We start from the raw sequence: 19969 nt of genomic DNA on the forward strand, positions 1-19969 counted from the left end.
TGCCCGGAACGCGGCATCGGCCCCCCGGCGGACAGCAGACGCAGGCTGCGCGCTGCGGCTCAGCCGTGGCAATCGGCGCCGGGCACGCTCGAATCCACGCAGGTGTGTGCCGCTGCCGGGATGCCACGCACTGCGCGGACCTGGCCCGGCGTCAGCGCAAAGCTGTCCAGGGTCCGGCGCACGCAGGCCGGCGCCGGCACGTTGCCGGCAACCGTGGCCGGCGGGCAGTGCTCCTCGTAGATCAGGTAGTGGCAGCGGCCACTGCTGCTGGCCAGGCAATGCACGTTGGTTTCGGTGGCGGTGACCAGGGTCTTGCTGAAGATCACCTCGCGGCCATCGCTGATGGCGCGGGTGATCGAGGTGGTGCCGTTGCGTTCGTGGCAACCGGCCAGGGCGAGCAGGCAATACACCAGGGAGGCGATCAGGCGCATGGAGGCAATCCTTTCGTATCGATGCGGGATGGGGAATGGGCGGGATTACATGCCGCGGAACAGGCTCATGAACGGCTGGCTGACGGTGAGCGTCTCGCTGCGCCCGCGCAGCGCCAGGCGACCCTTGCCGGTATCCTCGCGGATCACCGAGGCCACCGCCTTCATGTTGACGATGGTCGAGCGGTGGATCTGCTTGAACACCTGCGGGTCCAGCACGTCGAGCAACTCGCGCAATGGCGTGCGCAGGAGCGCCTCGCCGGCGGCGGTCATCACCGTGGTGTACTTGTGATCGGCCTGGAAATACGCCACCTCCTCCAGCGCGATCAGACGCGTCTCGCGGCCGCTGCTGGCGGTGAGCCAGGCCAGCGGCGGCGCGGCCGCGGGCGTGGCGGGACGCGCGGACAGGCGTTGCAGCAACGCCTCCAGCAGGCTGCTGTCCGGCTGGCCGGCGGCGGCACGTTGCTGCACGCGTTGCCAGGTCGCCTGCAGCCGCTCGCGGCTGATCGGTTTGAGCAGGTAGTCCACCGCGCCGTGTTCGAACGCATCGATGGCGTACTGGTCGTAGGCGGTGACGAACACCACCTGCGTGCGCGGGCTGACCTCGCGCATGCCACGCGCCACCTCGATGCCGGTGAGGCCGGGCATGCGGATATCCAGAAACACCACATCCGGTTGCTCGGTGGCGATGGTCTCCAGCGCGCCGGCACCGTCCTCGCATTCGCCCACCACCTGCAGCTGCGGGCACACCTCGCCCAGCAACGTCAGCAGCGACTGCCGCAGCAGCGCCTCGTCCTCGGCGATCACCGCACGCAGCGCGCTCATGCCTGCACCTGCGGGGCGGGTGCGGCTGCGGTGCCGGGCAACGGCGGCGGCGACCGCGTCGCGACCAGCTGCGCCGGCAGCGGCAAGGTGAGGGTGGCCGCCACGCCACTGGGAAAATTGGACACGATGGCAAAGCTCGCCTTGCCGGCATAGATCAGCTGCAGGCGCTCGCGCAGGTTCTTCAGGCCGATGCCGGTGCCCTGGCTGTGCGTGTTGAAGCCCTGGCCGTCGTCGGCCACGGTCAGCGTGGCGTGGTCGTCCAGGCGACGCGCCAGGATCCACACCGTGCCACCGCCGGGCTTGGGCTCCAAGCCGTGCTTGATGGCGTTTTCCACCAGCGTCTGCAGCATCATCGACGGCAACTGCAGGCCGCGTAGCTCGTACGGCACTTCCACCTGCAGGGCCAGCCGCGTGCCCATGCGGATGCGCAGGATCTCCAGGTAGGCCTGGGTGCGCTCGAGTTCTTCGCCCAAGGTGGAGATGGCGCCGTCGGCGCTGGGCAGCGAGCTGCGCAGGTACTGGATCAGGTGCCCGAGCATGATGTCGGCGCGTGGCGGGTCGGTACGTGCCAGCACCTGCGCGCTGGCTAGGGTGTTGTACAGAAAGTGCGGTTCGACCTGGGCGTGCAGCAGGTTCAGGCGCGCCACCGCCAGTTCCTTCTCCATCACCGACTGCTCGGCCGCAGCCTGTTCGTCGCGACGTTGCTCGCCGACCCGGCGCACCACCGCGCGATTGATCGCCTCGGCGTTTTCGAAATTGCTGCCCTCGTCCACCGCAAACAGGTCCACCCAGGCACCGGCGTCGGGCTCGCACAGCACGGTGACGCTGCTGGTGCCCTGCCCTGGCGCAATCGTCACCAGCACCGTGTTGTGGGTGATGGCAAAGCGCGCGAACAGATTCCAGCGCGACGGCTGGCGCCCTTCGTACGGGTCGATGCGCCGGATCTTGGCGCGGATCAGCAGGCTGCCCGGCGCGCATTCGATGTCCTGCACGCGCGGCAGGGCGCGCACCGCCTCTTCCACCACCGCAAAGCTGGCCCGCACATCCAGCGGCACTTCGATCTGGCGCCGCTGGCGGGTGGACAAGGTGTCGTGATCCAGCCGGCCGGCGATCAGCCGCACGCGCCGCACATGCGTGATCGAACTCATCAACGCCAGCGTCAGCAGCATGGTGCAGATCAGGCCGAAGAACGCCCCGGTGGAACCGAACAGCTGCGCCCACATGATGGCGGCCACCACCAAGGCGGCAGCCCAGGCAAACACGATGCGCACGATCAGGAAGACGCTGGCAGACACGGACGGGTAACTCGCAGGGCTGGGACGGGAGCGAGCATAGCCGGCACGTGCCGTCGCCAACGCCCGAGGCGACGAATGGCCACCAGCGCCGCCTCAAGTGCCGCGATCGGGCGACGAACCCCGGCGGCGTACCCGCAGGGCAGCCCGGCATGCGCAGCCGACGCGGCCGTGTGGGTCATCCGGTGCGGCCGCGCCAGCGCGCGTATCATGCCGGGCGGAGCGGCGTTGCCGCACGCTGCAGCGTGCCGCCCACACCCGATCAGATCGTAAGGAGTCGCATGGACCGCCGTCACTTCCTGCGCAGCGCCGGCGTGGCGCTTGCGGCTGCATCGACCGGTGGCTGGGCCGCGAGCCGCACGCCGGCGGCCGCAGCACTGCCCTCTGCAGCGCTGCCGATCGGCGCACCGCTGCCCTTCGCTGCCGCACCTGCACTGGTACCGATCCGCGCCTCGGTCGATCGCATCATCGCCATCGATGGCTGCACGCGCCCGTTCCGGGCGCAGGGCCCGCGCATCGAGGCCGAGCGCATCGGGCGCAAGACGGTGGTGCACAACTACGGCCACGGTGGCAGCGGCTGGTCGCTGTCGTGGGGTGCTGCCGAGCACGCAGTCCGATTGGTGCGTGCTGCCGATGCGGATGCGCGCGAGCTGGCGGTGATCGGGTGCGGCGCGATCGGGCTGACCACGGCGTTGGTGGCGCAACGCGCCGGGCTGCGCGTGCGCATCTATGCCCGCGAGCGCCTGCCGGACGTGCGCTCGTTCTATGCCACCGGCGTGTGGTCGCCGGATTCGCGCGTGTGCACCAGTGAGTACGCCACGACGGATTTCAAGACACGCTGGCAGGAGATGGCGCGGATATCCTTTCGCCGATACCAGACCTTGCTGGGCCTGCCAGGCGAGCCGATCGAATGGCGCGATGGCTACGCCTTGTCGGATGTGCCGTTCGACCAACCGATCGCCTCGGCCGAGGCGCACGAGCCGGACTATCCCGCGCTGGAACGCACGCTATTGCACAATCTGGGCGCGCGCTCGCAACCGGTCGCTGCCGGCAGCCATCCGTTTCCGGTGCCGTTCGTGCGCCGCTACAGCCAACTGACCTTCAACATCAGCGCCTATGCACGCCTGTTGCTGCAGGACTTCCTGCAGGCCGGCGGCGAGCTGGTCACGCGCAACTTCGACAGTCCGCGCCAGTTCGCCGACCTGCGCGAAAAGATCCTCATCAACGCTACCGGCTATGGCGCACGCGCCCTGCTGGGCGACGAGAGCGTGATCCCGGTGCGCGGGCAGACCGCGCGCCTGATCCCGCAACCGGAAGTGACCTACGGGTTGGTCTGGCGCGGCCACAATCTCAACATGGTGCCGCGGCGCGACGGGCTGCTGGTGCAGTCGCAAGGTGCCAACGACTTCAACAATGCCGATGCCGCACCGGACCAGGCCGCCTCCGAAGCGGCGGTACGCGAATTGGCGCGCTTGTTCGCACCGGGCTGAGCTGCACTGCGCGGCGGGCTTAGGCTTCGCCGAGCGATGCCTGCAACGCGGTGGCCAGCGCCGCATCGCCACTGACCAGCGCGTCCCAGCGCAAGGTCACGCCCTTGCGCCTGCCTTTCTCCACCAGCTTCAGGCCGTCCGGATCGATGATCAGCGTATAGGCCTGCTCGCCGATCTGCAGCTCGCGGCGTAGCGGTTTATCCAGTGGCGTCATGCGCATCTCCCGGGCATAAGGAAACACGGTTGTAGCGCATCTGCGCGTGGCATGCGCAGACATATCCTCGACAAGACGTTCATTGCCGATGTACGCCGCGCGCATAGCCTGCCCACATCCCCAACGATGAGGTGCACGCGCAATGGTGTTCGATCTCACGCTGCACGCAGGCACGGCCCTGCCGACGCACGCAGCCACGTCCGCACGACACAACGCCAGCGCACCGCGTTACGCCGGAGGTGCCGCATGAGCCTGTCACGCCCGGCCTTGCTGATCATCGACATGTTCAACCGCTTCGACTTCGACGGCGGCGAGCAGCTCGCACACCGTGCACAAGGTGCGGCCCACAGCATCCACGCACTGGCTGCGCGCTTCCGCCAGGCACAGCGGCCGGTGATCTACATCAACGACAACGTTTCAGACTGGCACGCCGACCTGCCGAGCATCATCGCCCTTGCTGCGCAGCCCGACGCGCGCGGTTGCGACATCGCACGGCTGCTGGCGCCGCAACCGCAGGACTACCGGATGCTCAAGCCCACGCATTCGGCGTTCGGGCATACGCCGCTGGCGCCCCTGTTGAAAGACCTGCAGGTCGACCAGGTGGTGATCACCGGCGTGGCACTGGACGTGTGCGTGCTGGCCACCGCCGTCGACGCCGTTGCGCGCGGCCTGTCCATCGCGGTGCCACGCGATTGCACGACGGCCGAGACCGATACGCGCGAGAGCTGCGCACGCACCGTGCTGCAGGAGGGCTTCCACGCCAGCCTCGCGCGCTCCGGCTCGATCACCCTTGGGTGACGCGCATCGCGTCACGGCCCAGGCCGGCATCGCATCGGGATCACCGTTTCCACCAATCGCGCTAACACTCGCAGGACTAGCTTAGCGATCACGCAGCAACGCTTCGAGTTGACGGCAGTCATCGTGCTCGCGCTTCTCGAACGCGCACAACAAGTCAGGCGTCACCGCCCAGCGGTGAAGTGCCGCGTTTCAACCTCTGACCAACCGAAAGGAGCCATCCATGGCGATCAAGACTGTCGAAGAGCTTTTCATCCACGAACTGTCCGATATCTACAGCGCCGAGAAGCAGCTGACCAAGTCGCTGCCGCGGCTCGCACGTGCTGCCACCGAGCCGAAGCTGAAAGAGGCCTTTGAAACCCATCTGGAAGAAACCCAGGGCCAGATCGAACGCATCGACCAGGTGGTCGAGGTGCTGGGCATCAAGCTCAAGCGCATCAAGTGCGCCGCAATGGAAGGCCTGGTGGAAGAGAGCCGCGAAGTCATCGACGAAATCGATGCCGGCCCGGTGCGCGATGCCGCGTTGATCGGCGGCGCGCAGAAGGTGGAGCATTACGAGATCGCCTCGTACGGCACCATCGCCGCGATGGCCAAGCAGCTGGGCTATGCCGATGCGCTGCCGCTGTTGCTGGCCACGCTGGAAGAAGAAAAAGCCACCGACGAGAAGCTGACCCTGCTTGCAGAACAGGGCGGCAATCAGAAGGCATCCAAGGCCAGCAAAGCGGCCTGAGTCACCGCGCAGGGCGGCCCTCCCGCCCTGCGTCTACCGCCCCGTGCGGTCATCCCGAAAGCCAAGCCCCACGTTTCTGCCCGCTCCCTGAGTGGTTGTAGTTGCCGGGCGCCAGCCATGGAGCATCTCTATGTTTATGCACAACAAGCGGTTGATGTACACCGTCCGCGTTGCCCAGCCCAATCCGGATCTGGCCACGCTGATGCTCGAACAGTTCGGCGGACCGCAAGGCGAACTCGCCGCAGCGATGCGCTATTTCACCCAGGCGCTGGGTGAAGACGATCCGGGCCGGAAGGACCTGTTGTTCGATATCGCCACCGAAGAAATCAGCCATCTGGAAATCATTGGCTCGATCATCGCCATGCTCAACAAGGGGCCGAAGGCGGTGCTGTCCGAAGGCATGGAAGAGGCCATGGAGATGCGTTCCATGACCCAGAACAGCACCAGCCACACCCAGCAGATTCTGTATGGTGGCGGCCCGGCGCTGGTCAATTCCAGCGGTGTGCCGTGGACGGCGGCGTACGTGGACAGCATCGGTTGTCCCACCGCCGACATGCGCTCCAACATCGCCGCCGAAGCACGCGCCAAGCTGGTTTACGAGCGCCTGATCAACGTCACCGACGACCCGGGCATCGTGGATGCGTTGCGCTTCCTGATGACGCGCGAAGTGGCCCACCAGAAGTCGTTCGAGAAGGCGCTGTATTCGATCGAACCCAACTTCCCGCCGGGCAAGTTGCCGGGCGACCCGCGCTTCACCGACAAGTACTACAACACTTCGCAGGGCGAAGGCGACATGGTTGGCCCGTGGAATGCGGGCGAGCAGTGGGAAGTGGTGGCCGACCGCGAACAGCAGGCAGCAGTGGACGGTGGCGATGGCTCGGCGACGGTGGCACTGGACAAGACACAGACCGCTGCGCTTGATGCGATGTCGCAGCGTCTGCTGTCGAACCCGGAACTGGATCGGGTGACCGGTGCGGACCTGGGGGCAGGCCCGGGCGCCGGCTCCACCACCGGCGACATTCAGCGCTAGACCCGATGGGTGCCACCGCGCCCATCCCGGCCCGGGCCGTTAGCGACCCGGGCTTTTTATTGGCACTTCTTCAGGAGTTGGCATGAACGACAAGACCACACTCGATACGCACGACGCGCGTCAATCGGCTTACCGCGGCAGCGGCACCGACGCGTCCGAAGATGGCCGCGGCCGCGCCGATCCCTCTGCGTCGCAGACAGGCGACATGCCGCCGCCGCGTGACGGCAAGCCGGAAGAACTCACGCAGCGTGGCCATGGCCGTGGCGGCAGTCTGGGCGAAGGCGAGCCCGACGGGCACGCCGAGCGCGATGGCAGCACGCAGCCCAACTTTGGCCAGAGCGGCACCTATGGCAAGCAGCAGCACATCGACGCACAGCAGCAGGCCCGTGAGCAAACCGACGAAGACGCGTCGCAGACATAGCTTGGCGATGCGCGGGCGCACGGACCGATTGCACGACGTCATCGCCTGAAGGACCGGGCGGATCGCTGTTGGTGATGACCGCTCGCTGTGGCAGACGTCACCGCAAGACGTTACCGCAATGAAGAAGGGGCCCGACGGGCCCCTTGTCATTGCTGCGTACTGGCATGATCACGCGCGTGCCTCCGCTGGCGGATGTGTCTCGTTCGCCCATTCCGGCCGCACGCCCGCCGCTGCCGTGCAACGCTCCAGCCGCCACGGCGCCAGATGCCGCATGGCCTCGGTGCCGCCCATCTGCAACCATGACCGCACGTCGCCAGCGATGCAGAGCGGACGATGCGTGGGCATGCTCGCCGACGAGGCCACCAACAACGAAAATCCCATCTGCAGACGACCGCCGATGTCCATCACGTTGCGCAAGCCTGCCGCATACAGCGCGCCGCCATCCGGGCTCAGCCAGGTCGCTGCGGTGGTGCCATCGGCGGACGCCGTGCAGACAAATCCGCACAACGGAATGGCGCAGCGCTGGGTCTCCCAGATGGCCAGGTCCACACCGCCCAGCCAGGCCGGCTCCTGCATATGGATCGAACGTTGTTGGCCGGGCGGACGCCGTCCGAAGGTGGCGCGCTCTTCGCGTTTGCCGCCACGATCTGCGACCAGGATGTCGGCATCGGCTCCCACACCGACCTCGACCCACGCGTTGCTCGCCACACGGGCGGACAACTGAAAAATGCGGGTAATCATGACTACTCCACTGTGCATCTAGATGACATCAGTGCTTACGCACAATGCGCGCCAAGTTTTTGACTTACGCAGACCTTGACGGTGCAGGCGTTTGCGCTTGCTTCACCCAGCACGCTGTCATCGCGACGCGCGAATGGGTCGCAAGATATGCACCGCAGCGCAGGATTTTCCGCATCGAGCACACCTGCCGCGAGCAGGTGCGCCAGATTCGCGCAGCAGAGCCTGCTCTGGCGGGCGGCAGCTGCAGGATCTGCCGTGGACATCGGCACAACCGTACGCTGCATGCCGCTCCACCGCAGCGCCGAACGCGACGGCAGCGCCTTGCTCAGCACGTGCAGCAATGACGAAGCACCAACGTTGCGCGCACGTTGCCCGCAGCGCTCGCTGGCCTCGGCTGAGCAACACGATGGCCAGGTTGCGGCATGCACGCGCGCTTGTGCGTTCGCATGCAACGACACACAACAAGGCAGGCAGCCGTTGCCCTAACGCGCACTGCATCCTGCAGGTCGCTCAGACAACCTGCGTTGCGGCACCCTCACCCGTCCACACGCAGCGAATGCTCGCCGGCTTACCCATTCACGGGATTGAGCGGCAGCTGGATCTCGCACTCCAGCCGGGTGTCGCTGAGCTCGTAGCGGGTCTGCGCGCCGTGGCTGTAGGGCAGCGCTTTTTCGATCAGGCGGCGTCCGAACCCGCCGGCCTCGTCGCGGTCGTCGTGCAGCTGCTGGTTGGCACCTTCCTCGATCCACCGCAACACCAGGCGCGCCGGGATGTCGTCGGTCGTGACCACGTCCCAGCGGATAATCAAGGTGCCGGTGTCCACTGCCAGCGCCCCGTACTTGAGCGCGTTGGTCGCCAGCTCGTGCAACGCCAACGCAAGCGTCTGCACGGTGGATTTGCGCAAGGCCACATCCGGGCCATCGACGATGATGCGATGCTGATCCGGTGCGGCACCCAGCGCATCCAGCTCCATGCGCAGCAAGGCGCCGATGGTGGTTGGCTCGTTGTCCGATTGCGACAACAGCCCCTGCACGCGCGACAACGCCGATAGCCGGTCCTCGAACTTGGCAGCGAAGTCCTGCATGTCGTGGCTGCTCTGCATGGTCTGCTTGGCCACCGATTGCACCACGGTGATCAGGTTGCGGGTGCGATGCTGCAGCTCGGTCACCAGTACGCGCTGTTGTTCCTGCAGCCGGCGCAGGTTGTCCGATTCGGTGGAGGTACCCAGCCACTCCAGGACCTGGCCGCGCTCGTCACGCACCGCTGCACTGCGCGTATGAAACCAGCGATAGCCACGCTCGGCCGCATTGAACAGGCGGTGCTCCACATCCAGCCCGCCGGTCCGTGCACTGGCGTGCCACGCGTTCATGGTGAGCTCGCGCTCGTCCGGGTGCACCGCCTGCAACCAGCCCAGCTCCAGGCTTTCGGCATCGCTCTGCCCGGTATAGCTGGACCACTGCGGGCTCGACCATGTCCAGTGGCCTCCATCGAGCGAGCGCCAGACCAGTTGCGGGATGCCTTCCATCAGGGTCCGCAGGCGCTGCTCGCTGCCGCGCAGCGCGCGCTCGGCGCGCGTCAGCGGGGTGACGTCCATGAAGGTCAGCACCGCACCGCCGATGAAGTTGTCCACGGTGCGGTACGGCAGCACGCGCACCATGTAGCGCGCGCGCGTGGACGGGTTCTCGACCTCGCGGTCGAGCACGGCCAGGGTGCGGATCACCCGTCGCACGTCGTCCTGCAATTCGTCGTAGGCCACATGCAGCTTGATATGGCTGATCGGCCGGTGGATATCGCTTTCCACCAGCGGCAGGATGTCGGTCACCGCCGGGGTGAAGTTGGTCACGCGCAGGTCGTTGTCCAGGAACACCGTGGCGATCTGGGTGCTTTCCAGCAGGTTCTTCAGGTCGCTGTTGGCATGCGCCAGCTCCTGCACGCGGTGCGCCAGCTCGCCATTGACGGTGGTGACTTCCTCGTTCACCGACTGCAGCTCTTCCTTGGAGGTTTCCAGCTCCTCGTTGGCACTCTGCAGTTCTTCGTTGAGCGATTGATATTCTTCGTTGGAGGATTTGAGCTCTTCGTTGGTGCTCTCCAGCTCCTCGATCATCGACTGCAGCCTTTCACGGGTGATGCGCAGCTCGTTCTCGAGCACCTGCACGTGACCGCTGTCGGCAGCCGCATCGCGCGGGCCGGTCAGTTCCAGCAACTCGCGCGCTTCCACCTCCTGAAACAGCACCACATAGCCGCGCGGAACTTCCGAATCGGAGGTGGGCTCCACGAAAAGATCCACCGCCCATGCCGAGGCATCTTCGTGTATCTGGATGCCCCTGATCTGCACCGGTGCCTTTTCCGCTTCGGCGCGGGTCAAGGCACTGCGCAGGTCCAGTCGCAGGTCGCGATGGATGAGGTTGACCAGGTTGAGGCTGGGCGCGCCGCCGCCGGGACGGATGAAGCGCCCGGCCTGCGAAGAGAAATGCAGCACGTCGAAATGCTCGTCGAGCACTGCATACGCCGGCGCGTAACGGTCGGCGATCCGCTCGCCGGCACGCACCAGCGCATTGCTGGAGCTGCGCTGAGGCTGCGGCGGTGCCAGTACCCGGCTGGCGGGCGCGTGCGGCAACGTCGGGAAGGTGGCATGCACACGGTTGTCGGCATCGATCTTCTGGAACACCCGAAAGCTGCGCTCCACCGGTGCGAACAGCTTGGCGTGCCGCGAGACGTTTTCCGCGTTGCCCAGGAACAGGTAGCCGCCTGGCTTGAGCGCAAAATGAAAGATCGGGATCACCCGGTTCTGCAGCTCTGCATCCAGATAGATCAGCAGGTTGCGGCAGGACACCAGATCCAGCCGCGAAAAGGGCGGGTCCTTGACGATGCTGTGCTGGGAAAACACGCACAGCTCGCGCAGCTCCTTGCGCACCACGTAGGTATCGCCTTCCTTGACGAACCAGCGCCGCAGGCGCTCCGGTGCCACTTCGCCGACGATGCTCGACGAGTAGCGCCCTACCCGCGCGGTGGCCAGTGCCCGCCCGTCGATGTCGCTGGCGAAGATCTGGATGCGCGGTGGTGCGTCCAGCGTTTCGGCATGTTCGCGCAGCAGCATCGCCAGCGAATAGGCCTCCTCGCCGGTGGAGCATCCCAGCACCCATACGCGCAGATGATCGCCCAGGTGCTTGCCCTGGAACAGGCGTGGAATCACCTGCTCTTCGAGAAACTCGAACTCGCGACGATCGCGGAAGAACTGGGTCACCCCGATCAACAGATCGTTGAACAGCAGCAGCGGTTCGTCGAAACGGTTACGCAGCACATCCAGGTAGTGCTCGAGTGCCTCGACCTGCACCACCTGCATGCGGCGCTGCACCCGCCGCAGGAAAGTCGCGCGCTTGTAGCCGTGGAAGTCGTGCCCGGTGGTGTTGCGCAGGATGCTGGCAACCTGACTCAACTGATCGTTCTCGCTGCCGTTGCGCACGCCGACCGGCAGCGCGTGCCCGAAGCTGTGGTGACGCTGCATGTGCGCGGCAATGCGCGCAGCCACCCGTGGCAACGGCAGGATGTCGTCGGTGATTGCGGCCGGGTTGCTGGCGCTGCGCAGATCCAGTTCATGCAGGGAGGGGTCGTCCACCGCCAGCGCCAGCCCGCCGCACTCCTTGATCGCTGCGGTGCCCAGGGTGCCGTCGCCTTCGGTATTGCCCATGATCAGACCGATCACGTTGCCATCCTGGTCGTGCGCCATCGACACGAAGAAGCTGTCGATCAGGCCGTGCTCGCTTTCGCCATTGAGCGGCCGCAACCGCAGGCAACCCTCTTCCAGGGTGACCACGGTGCGGTCGGGCGGCAGGTAGAAACGCCCCGGCTGCAGGCGGTCGCCATCTTCGGGTACCAGCAAGAGACTGGCCTGCACGCCAAGCAGTTCGCGCAGGCGGACCTGGTCGAGCAGTTGCCGATCGCACAGCAGCAGCATGACCGTGAGGTTGGCCGCGCCTGCAACCGCGTCCAGCAGCTCGGCAAGCCGCGCGGCATCCAGGCCGGCCGCACCCACGCCGAGAATGAACACTGGGGCGTGCCTGGAGGACTCGGGCACGGTGTCGTCGGGAAAAGCGTCGTCTTCGATCATGTCCGCGTCGTATCGTCGGCGCCGGTGATCAAGCGCAAGCCGGGATGATCGCGCACACGCGGCACTTGCAGCAAACCTCAGGTGTGCCGACTGCGTTGCACAGACCGGTCTTGGAAGCGCCTGCTTACGCACTGCGTTAACCGCCGCTACGCGCACCATGTGCTGCGCATCGGCTGATTGCGCGTCGCTCAGGAGGTCACATGCTCGACAATCCGCTCAACGGCCGTCGCATCCTGGTGGTGGAAGACGATTACCTGTTGGCCGAATCGCTCAACGACCTGCTGGTGGAAGCCGGTGTCCGCGTGGTGGGACCGGTGGGCAACGTTCCCGAAGCGCTGTCGCTGGTCGCGTCGGGCCAGGCCATCGATGGCGCGCTGCTGGACGTCAACGTGCGGGGGCAGGCGGTATTTCCGGTGGCAGACGCCTTGCTCGAGCGTGGCGTGCCCTTCTCATTCTGCTCCGGCTACGACCGCTACACCTTGCCGCCGCGCTTTGCGCATCTGTCGTACTGCATGAAGCCCTACAACCCGCGCACCATCACCACGCTATTGAGCGACCAGGCGCAAGCGGCCGAGCATCACTGACCGGCGGCATCGTTGCGGGACAGGTCGCCCGGCAGCATCTCCGCCTGGAGGCCATCGGCGCGGTGCTGCGCGCGCTCTTCTTCACCCAGCTGGTTGAGCAGCTCGGTGGCCGATTGATGTGCGTTGCGCAGCGTCTCCAGCGGTTTGGAGGCCTCGCTGCGCAAGGCATACAACGCAAAGCCCATCACATTGAGCCGGTTGCGCAACTGATGCAGCAGCTCGCGCCGCCGTCCCTGCGAAGCGTCGACCACTAGGCGTCCTTGTCGCTGAGGCGATTGTGCAGGGTGCGCACGCTGATCCCCAGCTCGCGTGCGGCCGCCTTCTTGTTGAAGCGCGTGCGTGCCAGCGCCGACTCGATCATGGCGTCCTCGGCCTGGCGCATGGTCCAGCCGGCCGGAATCAGCAACCCGTCTTCGTCGGCCTGCGGCACGGTCTGCTCCACATCCGGTGCACTGAGCAGATCGCCATCCGAGCGCAGATACAGATAGTGGATGAACGAGCGCAGCTCGCGCACGTTGCCCGGCCAGGTGTGGTATGCCAGATAGCGCAGCAGCGACTTGGTCGGCAGCTTGCGCTTGCCGTACTTGACGTTGAGCTCGTCGATCACCCGCAGCCCCAGCACGCGCGCATCGCCGCGCCGTTCGCGCAGCGGCGGCACCTGGATCGGATACTCGTTGAGGCGATAGAACAGGTCCTCTCGCAGTACCGCCTGCTCGCGCTGCACATGCTGATGCGTGGCCGCCACCACGCGCGCGTCCAGCGGGATTTCTTCGTTCCCGCCCACGCGCATGAAGCTGCGCGACTCGATCGCGCGCAGCAGGTAGACCTGCAGCCGCTTGGGCATCTCGCCGATCTCATCCAGAAACAGAGTGCCGCCGGCCGCCTGCTCGAGAAATCCGGCATGGCGGCGATCGGCGCCGGTGAAGCTGCCGCGCTCGTGGCCGAACAACTGGCTGGCCAGCAGCTCTTCCGGGATCGCGCCGCAGTTGACCGGCACGAAGCGGCCGCGGCGGCCGGACACCCGATGGATGGCACGCGCCACCAGATCCTTGCCGGTGCCGGTTTCGCCGGTCACCAGCACATTCAGATCGGTTGGCGCCACACGCACGATGTCCTTGCGCAGCATCACGATGCTGTCGCTGTTGCCGACGATGCCGAGGTTGCCCTGCTGCGCTTCGCGCAGACCGCCGAGCACCCGCTCCAGACGCTCGGGCGCGAACGGCTTGGTCAGGAACTCGCTGACGCCGAACTGGTGGGCGCGGCCCTGGGTTTCGCAGGCGTAATCGCCCGAGACCACCACGATTTGCGGGGTGTGGTCCGGGTCGAGCCGTTCGATGAGATCGAAACCGCTGCCGTCGGGCAGGCCAACGTCCACGACCAGCAGGTCGGGAAAGTTGCTGTCCAGCCAACGGCTGGCTTCGCCAAGGGTGTGGATGCCCTTGGCACGGAAGCCGCTATCGGTGGCTAACTCCACCACCTGATCGCAGAACTCCACGTCGTCGTCGATGATGGCGCAGGAAAGACGGTCCATGAGCGCTTCTGTCCGCAATGACTAATACATGTTCAGTTGAGAATTGTGACGGCGGCGCGAAAAAGCGCCTGCGCGTCACCACGAGATTGCACGTTGCGGTCACGACCATCGTGATCGTACGGCGCTCTTCCCCCAAGTCGAGCTCGCCGGAATGATGTGCCCGAAGTACGCACGGCTGCGCTGGAATTTGCCAGTGCCAAGGGTCATGGTCGGGGCCGGTCGCCGTACCGGGAATGTCGAAACGCCAAACAGTGCAAGGTTTGCAACTGCTGCAGCGCGCCGTCGGCGTCAGGTCATGATCGAGCCAGTGGATCAGCTCGCTGGCGTGTTGCAGGGCGTCGGGATGTGGGCCGTTGCCGACGCGAGTGGCCGCAGCTGCAGCCGGAACAGCCCGTTCGATGACGATGTCGGGCCCGCTGGGTTACCCACAGCCTACGCACACTGTGTGGAGAGCGCGTGCACGGCGTGCTCACGTACCTGTTCCGTGTTGACGCAGACAGTGGCGCCATTGCGTCGCAAGAGGTGTCCCATGCAGGCAGTTTCCGCACATCGCCCGGCCGATGTGCAAGACCAATTGGAGTACTGGCGCGGCGAACATCGCCGCGGACAACTCGGGTATTACCCGTTCGACGGCGTGCCCGATGCCACCGTGCGCGCAGTGTGCGCGGCCTACAACGCCCGCCCGCAGCTCAGCGAACAGGAGGCGGTCAAGGCAGTCCGCGATGCGCTGTGCCTGACCCCGGGCTCGATGAACGCTGCACTGGCAGACTGGCTGGCGCCACGCTGCCTGCGTCATCTGCGCAGCGCCTGAGGTCGCCTGCGCTGAGGTGCGGCCCTTGCACGGTCAACGGCGATTCCCTGCGTTGCAGCTGCGTCCGGTGCAGCAGGTCACGCTTTTTGCGGTCGCATGCGCGCACGCTGGCGATAGATGCCCGACGGCGCGCGCGGCGCCCCATGCAGGGGGCACCGACAAGCCTCGGTGTCATCTCGCGCCCGCCCTGACCACCACGCCGTGACCACCGTGACCACGCTCACGCGCACCCGGCACTAGGGAGACCCCCGTGGAAGCGCTGCTGCTATCCCGTATCCAGTTTGCTTTTGTCATCTCGTTTCACGTGCTGTTCCCCGCGTTCACCATCGGGCTGGCCAATCTGCTCGGGTTTCTGGAGTGGCGCTGGCTGCGCACGCACGATGCGCTCTGGAAGCGGCTGTATTTCTTCTGGCTGCGCATCTTCGCGGTGTCCTTCGGCATGGGTGTGGTCAGCGGCATCGTGATGGCCTTCCAGTTCGGGGCGAACTGGCCCGAACTCAGCCGCATCGCCGGCAGTGTGATCGGGCCGCTGCTGAGCTACGAGGTGCTGACCGCGTTCTTCCTGGAGGCCAGCTTCCTGGGCGTGATGCTGTTCGGCTGGGGACGCGTCTCGGAGAAGCTGCACTTCTTTGCCACCTGCATGGTGGCGATCGGCACGCTGGTGTCCACGTTCTGGATCCTGGCGTCCAACAGCTGGCTGCATACACCGCAAGGCTACGCGATGGTCAACGGCATCGTGCAGCCGGTGCGCTGGATGCAGATCATCTTCAACCCCTCGTTTCCGTATCGCCTGGCGCACATGGCGCTGGGCTCGTTCATCACCACCTGCTTCGTGGTGGGCGGCGTGGGAGCGTATTACCTGCGTCGGGGCCTGCATGTGGACGCCGCGGCGCGCATGTTGCGGCTGGCGGTGGCGTTTGCGGCGATCGTGTTGCCGATCCAGGTGCTGGTCGGCGACCAGCATGGCTTGAACACGCTCGAACATCAGCCGTTGAAGGTGGCGGCGATGGAAGCGCACTGGCATCGGCAGGCCGACGGCGCCGGCGTCCCGCTGGTGGTGTTTGCCGTGCCCGATGCCGAGGCAGAGCGCAACGACTACGAGGTGGCGATTCCGCGGCTGGGCAGCGTGATCCTGACCCACACGACCGATGGCGACATCACACCGTTGACCTCGGTACCGCGCGATCAGCGACCGCCGGTGGCGCCGGTGTTCTTCGCCTTCCGCATCATGGTGGGGTTGGGGATGGCGATGTTGTTGCTGGCCTGGGTGTCTGCGCTTGCCTGGTGGCGCGGGCGCTTGCATGCCAGGGCCCTGGTGCTGGCCTGGAACGTCATGCTGCCGGCTGGTTTCATCGCGCTGGTGGCCGGTTGGTTCGTCACCGAGATCGGGCGGCAACCGTGGGTGATCTATGGGCTGCTACGCACCGCCGACGCGGTGGGTGCGCAGTCCACCGCCACCGTGGCGGTGTCGTTGCTGGTGTATGTGCTGGGCTACGCCTTCGTGTTCGGGTTCGGCATCTTCTATCTGGTCAAGCTGGTGCGTGCGGGCCCGCAAGCCAGCCGCGACGGCCCGGATGTGGCCGGCGGCGAGCACACGCCGGCACGCCCGCTGTCGGCAGCAGATACCGCATTGGAACAGGAGAACACTCCATGGAACTGAGCTACTGGTTGCCGGTGGTGTGGTTTGGCGTGATCGGCTTTGGGGTGCTGATGTACGTGGTGCTGGATGGCTTCGTCCTGGGGCTGGGCATGCTGGCACCGTTCGCACGCGACGAGCAGGAGGTGGATCTGATGATGAACACCGCCGCGCCGATCTGGGATGGCAACGAAACCTGGCTGGTGCTTGGCGGGGCCGGATTGTTCGCCGCCTTTCCGGCGGCCTACGCGGTGATCCTGTCGGGGCTGTACCTGCCGGTGTTGCTGATGGTGATGGCACTGGTGTTTCGTGGCGTGGCGTTCGAGTTCCGCTTCAAGGCGCAGCGCTCGCGTCGGCTGTGGACGCTGTCCTTCATCGGCGGCTCGATCCTCACCGCCCTCGCACAGGGCATCATCCTGGGCGCGCTGGTGGAAGGCATGCCGCTGGACAACGGGCGCTACACGGCCGGGGTATTCGGCTGGTTCAGCCCGTTCACCATCCTCACCGGTGCGGCGCTGGTGTTCGGCTACGCCCTGCTCGGCAGCACCTGGCTGATCCTCAAGACCGACGGCCGCACCCACACCCTGGCACGGCAACTCACCAAGCCGCTGGTCGGGGTGGTGGTGACATTCGTGGTGCTGGTCAGCGCCTGGCTGCCGTTCCTGAGCTCGCACGTGATGGCGCGCTGGTTCGCGCATGGCAACTTCTGGTGGCTGTCACCGATTCCGGTGGTCACCGCAGCGGTGGCGCTGGCGTTGTGGCGCAGCAGCGACCGCTCACGCCATGACGCGGTGCCTTTCCTGCTCACGCTGGCCATTTTCGTGCTGGGCTTCATCGGGCTGGTGCTGGGCATGTGGCCGTATCTGGTACCACCGAGCTACACCATCTGGCAGGCGGCCGCGCCCACGTCGTCGCAGATGTTCCCCATGGTCGGGCTGATCGTGCTGCTGCCGCTGGTGCTGGGCTATACGGTGTGGTCGTACCGCGTGTTCCGCGGCAAGATCGCGGCCGATGTGGGGTATCACCACCATCACTAAATGTGGCCGCTAAGCGTCGCCGCTGAGTGCGGCCGCAGTGCATCGATCCTGGGTGCCGCAGGCATGGCGCCGGGCAATGCGCCCAAAACGCACAGTGCCCGCATCTGCGGGCACCGTGCGTGCTGCGTGCTGCGCGCTGTGCGGTGTCAGCGCTTTTCCGAGCCGTCCGGACGTTCGTAATCGTGCTCGGGGTCGGCCTTGTTCACCTCCGGGTCCTCGTCGGGCATGTCGTGCACCTTCCACTCCACGTTCTCGTTGCGCTTTTCCTGCGGCGTAAACGGCTTGCTCTGATCATCGTCAGGGCCCCACGGCTTTTTCGGTTCGCTACCCATGTTCGTCTCCTGCGCGTTCGTCGTGGCCCCAACCTAGGCAGGCGCGCATTGCATCGCGGTGAACGCCGCCGGGTGACGGCGTGAAGTGGTGCGTATCGACACCAACGGCCGCGCCTGCCTGGCGGCGCCCTGCGAGGGTCTCGTTGCGGTTACCCGCCGGTCTGGGAATGCGGTGCCTGCACCGGTTTGGATTGCGGCGAATCCTTCTGCCGCAGCCAGATGGTCAACACCACCAGCGAGAACACCGCCAGGAACTCGCTCTGCCAGTTCTGCATCGACTCGAACCAGAAGCCGGCGTCGGTGAAATGCGCGAACACGCTGATCGGCGGCAGACCTTTTTGTGCACGCTCCAGCAGCTCCAGCCGCCAGCTGCCGATCAGATGCAGCACAAAACTCATCAGAAACAGCGCGCCGAACGCAATCGCCAGCGAATGCTCGTACAACCGTCGCCACACGCCGCCTGCGCGTACCGGCCATGGCGTGGTGCCGGGTTTGATCTCGGTACGCTCCTCGTCGGGATCGAGCGGACGCGATTCGGCCGACCCCACCTGACGCAGCTTGACGGTCAGCAGCACGTACATCCCCATCTGCAGGAATTCGCTCTCCCAGTTCTCGAACAGCGCGGACATGAAGTGCGGGCTGTGCAGATAGGCCGCCAGCTGCAAGGTGGGCAGTCCCTGTTCGCGTAGTTCCGCGTTATAGGCATGCAGACCGGCGTAGATCTGGCATCCGATAAAGAACAGCGTCAATGCAAGCAGACACAACGACAGCCCGTTACGGCGAAAGAACATGGGTGACCTCCTGCAGATGCGCGCAGTATCGAGTGCTGCCGGCAAAAGCGCATGAAGGTTTGGTCAAGCACCACCAGTGCGTTGAGCGGTACGACCGATGGCGTGAATGCAGCGGCGCGTGTGTGGCTGCCAGCACACGCGCCGCTGACATCGCCTCACCCGGATGTTTACGTCTGCATGTCCACACTGGCCGTCAACCCGAGCTTCCACCGCAACCGCCAGGAGACGACCATGCCCGTACCCAACTATCCGCGCCCGCCCTTCAAGCCGCAGCCGCAGAGCTTCCCCGGCCGCACCGAACAGATGGACCCGCGTCCGGACCATGGCGAAGACAGCTATGTCGGTCACGGGCAACTCAAGGGCAAGCGTGCCCTGATTACCGGTGGCGACAGCGGCATCGGCGCGGCGGTGGCCATTGCCTACGCCCGCGAAGGTGCAGACGTGGCAATCGCGTTTCTGCCCGATGAGCAGGAAGATGCCGCCAAGATCGGCGCGCTGATCGAGAAGGCCGGCGTCAAGGCGCTACTGGTCGGTTGTGACATCAGCGACCCGAGCCAGGCGGCAGCGTTGATCGACAAGGTCAACAGCACCTTCGGCGGGCTGGACATCCTGGTCAACAACGCCGGCTACCAGAAGTATTTCGAAACCTTCGAGGACATCACGCTGGACGAATGGCGCAAGACCTTCGACACCAATGTGCATGCCGTGTTCAACCTGGTGCGCCTGTCTGCGCCGTTGATGACCGACGGTGGCTCCATCATCAACACCGCGTCGGTGCAGTCCAAGAAACCCACGCCGAACATCCTGCCCTACGCCGCCACCAAGGGGGCGCTGGCCAACCTCACCATCGGCCTGGCCGGCGTGCTGGCGGAGAAGAACATCCGCGTCAACGCGGTACTGCCGGGGCCGATCTGGACCCCATTCATTCCCTCTGGCATGGACGATGAGTCGGTGGAGAATTTCGGCTCGCAAACACCGATGGGCCGGCCCGGTCAGCCGGTGGAACTGGCATCGGCCTATGTGATGCTGGCGTCCGACACGGCCAGCTATACCTCCGGCACCTTGCTGACCATCGCCGGTGGCGCCGTCACGCTCTGACGCCTGCGCGTTGCAGAGCCCGCATCACCGATGAGGTGATGCGGGCTTTTTTGTGTCTGCAGAGATTCATTCCAC

21 protein-coding genes are annotated in these 19969 nt (G+C 65.8%); 10 read left to right on the forward strand and 11 right to left on the reverse strand.

Going from position 1 to position 19969, the window contains the following annotated elements:
- Positions 1 to 59: 59 nt before the first annotated feature.
- From XnspCFBP7698_RS19005 to XnspCFBP7698_RS19015, 3 genes are read right to left on the reverse strand one after another with little or no spacing between them, the layout of a single operon-like run.
- Positions 60 to 431, reverse strand: coding sequence for a hypothetical protein (locus XnspCFBP7698_RS19005; protein ID WP_039405806.1), 372 nt, complete (start codon positions 429 to 431; stop codon positions 60 to 62).
- 45 nt (positions 432 to 476) lie between these two features.
- Positions 477 to 1253, reverse strand: coding sequence for a LytTR family DNA-binding domain-containing protein (locus XnspCFBP7698_RS19010; RefSeq protein ID WP_123137659.1), 777 nt, complete (start codon positions 1251 to 1253; stop codon positions 477 to 479).
- Positions 1250 to 2548, reverse strand: a complete 1299-nt coding sequence (locus tag XnspCFBP7698_RS19015) for a histidine kinase (protein WP_123137660.1) — start codon at positions 2546 to 2548, stop codon at positions 1250 to 1252. Before XnspCFBP7698_RS19015 ends, XnspCFBP7698_RS19010 begins: the two co-directional genes overlap by 4 nt.
- A 278-nt stretch (positions 2549 to 2826) precedes the next feature.
- Here XnspCFBP7698_RS19015 and XnspCFBP7698_RS19020 point away from each other — a divergent pair, with 278 nt between their 5' ends.
- Positions 2827 to 4035: an FAD-dependent oxidoreductase gene (locus XnspCFBP7698_RS19020; protein WP_123137661.1), complete on the forward strand. Its 1209-nt coding sequence runs from the start codon at positions 2827 to 2829 to the stop codon at positions 4033 to 4035.
- 19 nt (positions 4036 to 4054) lie between these two features.
- Here XnspCFBP7698_RS19020 and XnspCFBP7698_RS19025 read toward each other — a convergent pair whose 3' ends face one another.
- Positions 4055 to 4249, reverse strand: a complete 195-nt coding sequence (locus XnspCFBP7698_RS19025; protein WP_123137683.1) for a hypothetical protein — start codon at positions 4247 to 4249, stop codon at positions 4055 to 4057.
- A 246-nt stretch (positions 4250 to 4495) separates the two neighbouring features.
- Between XnspCFBP7698_RS19025 and XnspCFBP7698_RS19030 the strand changes: the two genes are divergently transcribed.
- From XnspCFBP7698_RS19030 to XnspCFBP7698_RS19045, 4 genes are all read left to right on the forward strand, one after another.
- Positions 4496 to 5047 (forward strand): isochorismatase family cysteine hydrolase, encoded by a 552-nt coding sequence (locus XnspCFBP7698_RS19030; protein WP_047694775.1) that lies wholly within the window; start codon positions 4496 to 4498, stop codon positions 5045 to 5047.
- A gap of 220 nt (positions 5048 to 5267) precedes the next feature.
- Positions 5268 to 5774 (forward strand): ferritin-like domain-containing protein, encoded by a 507-nt coding sequence (locus XnspCFBP7698_RS19035; protein WP_123137662.1) that lies wholly within the window; start codon positions 5268 to 5270, stop codon positions 5772 to 5774.
- 130 nt (positions 5775 to 5904) lie between these two features.
- Positions 5905 to 6804 (forward strand): manganese catalase family protein, encoded by a 900-nt coding sequence (locus XnspCFBP7698_RS19040; RefSeq protein WP_039405823.1) that lies wholly within the window; start codon positions 5905 to 5907, stop codon positions 6802 to 6804.
- 82 nt (positions 6805 to 6886) lie between these two features.
- Positions 6887 to 7225 (forward strand): hypothetical protein, encoded by a 339-nt coding sequence (locus XnspCFBP7698_RS19045; protein WP_123137663.1) that lies wholly within the window; start codon positions 6887 to 6889, stop codon positions 7223 to 7225.
- 168 nt (positions 7226 to 7393) lie between these two features.
- Here the strand turns inward: XnspCFBP7698_RS19045 and XnspCFBP7698_RS19050 are convergent, their stop codons facing one another.
- From XnspCFBP7698_RS19050 to XnspCFBP7698_RS19060, 3 genes are all read right to left on the reverse strand, one after another.
- Complete coding sequence (locus XnspCFBP7698_RS19050; RefSeq protein WP_047694771.1) at positions 7394 to 7966, reverse strand: hypothetical protein; 573 nt, start codon at positions 7964 to 7966, stop codon at positions 7394 to 7396.
- A gap of 35 nt (positions 7967 to 8001) precedes the next feature.
- Complete coding sequence (locus tag XnspCFBP7698_RS21450) at positions 8002 to 8307, reverse strand: hypothetical protein (RefSeq protein WP_147423612.1); 306 nt, start codon at positions 8305 to 8307, stop codon at positions 8002 to 8004.
- A gap of 227 nt (positions 8308 to 8534) precedes the next feature.
- Positions 8535 to 12074 carry a CheR family methyltransferase gene (locus XnspCFBP7698_RS19060; protein WP_123137665.1) on the reverse strand — a complete coding sequence of 1180 codons (3540 nt, stop codon included), beginning with the start codon at positions 12072 to 12074 and terminating at the stop codon, positions 8535 to 8537.
- A gap of 200 nt (positions 12075 to 12274) precedes the next feature.
- On the opposite strand from XnspCFBP7698_RS19060, the gene XnspCFBP7698_RS19065 reads away from it, so the two are divergent.
- The gene (locus tag XnspCFBP7698_RS19065; protein WP_047694768.1) at positions 12275 to 12658 is read left to right on the forward strand and encodes a response regulator; all 384 of its coding nucleotides are present in this window, start codon (positions 12275 to 12277) and stop codon (positions 12656 to 12658) included.
- Here the strand turns inward: XnspCFBP7698_RS19065 and XnspCFBP7698_RS19070 are convergent.
- Positions 12652 to 12909 (reverse strand): hypothetical protein, encoded by a 258-nt coding sequence (locus tag XnspCFBP7698_RS19070; protein WP_052077036.1) that lies wholly within the window; start codon positions 12907 to 12909, stop codon positions 12652 to 12654. The genes XnspCFBP7698_RS19065 and XnspCFBP7698_RS19070 overlap by 7 nt on opposite strands.
- Positions 12909 to 14189 carry a sigma-54 dependent transcriptional regulator gene (locus tag XnspCFBP7698_RS19075; RefSeq protein ID WP_147423613.1) on the reverse strand — a complete coding sequence of 427 codons (1281 nt, stop codon included), beginning with the start codon at positions 14187 to 14189 and terminating at the stop codon, positions 12909 to 12911. The genes XnspCFBP7698_RS19070 and XnspCFBP7698_RS19075 overlap by 1 nt, the downstream gene beginning before the upstream one ends.
- A 529-nt stretch (positions 14190 to 14718) precedes the next feature.
- Between XnspCFBP7698_RS19075 and XnspCFBP7698_RS19085 the strand changes: the two genes are divergently transcribed.
- The 3 genes from XnspCFBP7698_RS19085 (at position 14719) to cydB (ending at position 17673) form a co-directional block, all read left to right on the forward strand.
- Positions 14719 to 15000: a hypothetical protein gene (locus XnspCFBP7698_RS19085; protein ID WP_104579498.1), complete on the forward strand. Its 282-nt coding sequence runs from the start codon at positions 14719 to 14721 to the stop codon at positions 14998 to 15000.
- 250 nt (positions 15001 to 15250) lie between these two features.
- Positions 15251 to 16660: a cytochrome ubiquinol oxidase subunit I gene (locus XnspCFBP7698_RS19090; protein WP_123137668.1), complete on the forward strand. Its 1410-nt coding sequence runs from the start codon at positions 15251 to 15253 to the stop codon at positions 16658 to 16660.
- Complete coding sequence (gene cydB / locus XnspCFBP7698_RS19095) at positions 16651 to 17673, forward strand: cytochrome d ubiquinol oxidase subunit II (protein ID WP_104579499.1); 1023 nt, start codon at positions 16651 to 16653, stop codon at positions 17671 to 17673. The genes XnspCFBP7698_RS19090 and cydB overlap by 10 nt, the downstream gene beginning before the upstream one ends.
- 146 nt (positions 17674 to 17819) lie before the next feature.
- On the opposite strand, the gene XnspCFBP7698_RS19100 is transcribed toward cydB, so the two are convergent.
- Together XnspCFBP7698_RS19100 and XnspCFBP7698_RS19105 are read right to left on the reverse strand one after the other, a co-directional pair.
- Entirely contained in the window at positions 17820 to 18005 is a 186-nt protein-coding gene (locus XnspCFBP7698_RS19100) for a hypothetical protein (protein WP_104579500.1), read from the reverse strand.
- Between the two features lie 149 nt (positions 18006 to 18154).
- The gene (locus XnspCFBP7698_RS19105) at positions 18155 to 18796 is read right to left on the reverse strand and encodes a DUF6766 family protein (RefSeq protein WP_123137669.1); all 642 of its coding nucleotides are present in this window, start codon (positions 18794 to 18796) and stop codon (positions 18155 to 18157) included.
- A 231-nt stretch (positions 18797 to 19027) separates the two neighbouring features.
- On the opposite strand from XnspCFBP7698_RS19105, the gene XnspCFBP7698_RS19110 reads away from it, so the two are divergent.
- Positions 19028 to 19894 carry an SDR family oxidoreductase gene (locus XnspCFBP7698_RS19110; RefSeq protein ID WP_039405849.1) on the forward strand — a complete coding sequence of 289 codons (867 nt, stop codon included), beginning with the start codon at positions 19028 to 19030 and terminating at the stop codon, positions 19892 to 19894.
- The last annotated feature ends 75 nt before the right edge of the window (positions 19895 to 19969 follow it).

The organism is Xanthomonas sp. CFBP 7698, assembly GCF_003600855.1.
Lineage (GTDB): Bacteria > Pseudomonadota > Gammaproteobacteria > Xanthomonadales > Xanthomonadaceae > Xanthomonas > Xanthomonas cannabis.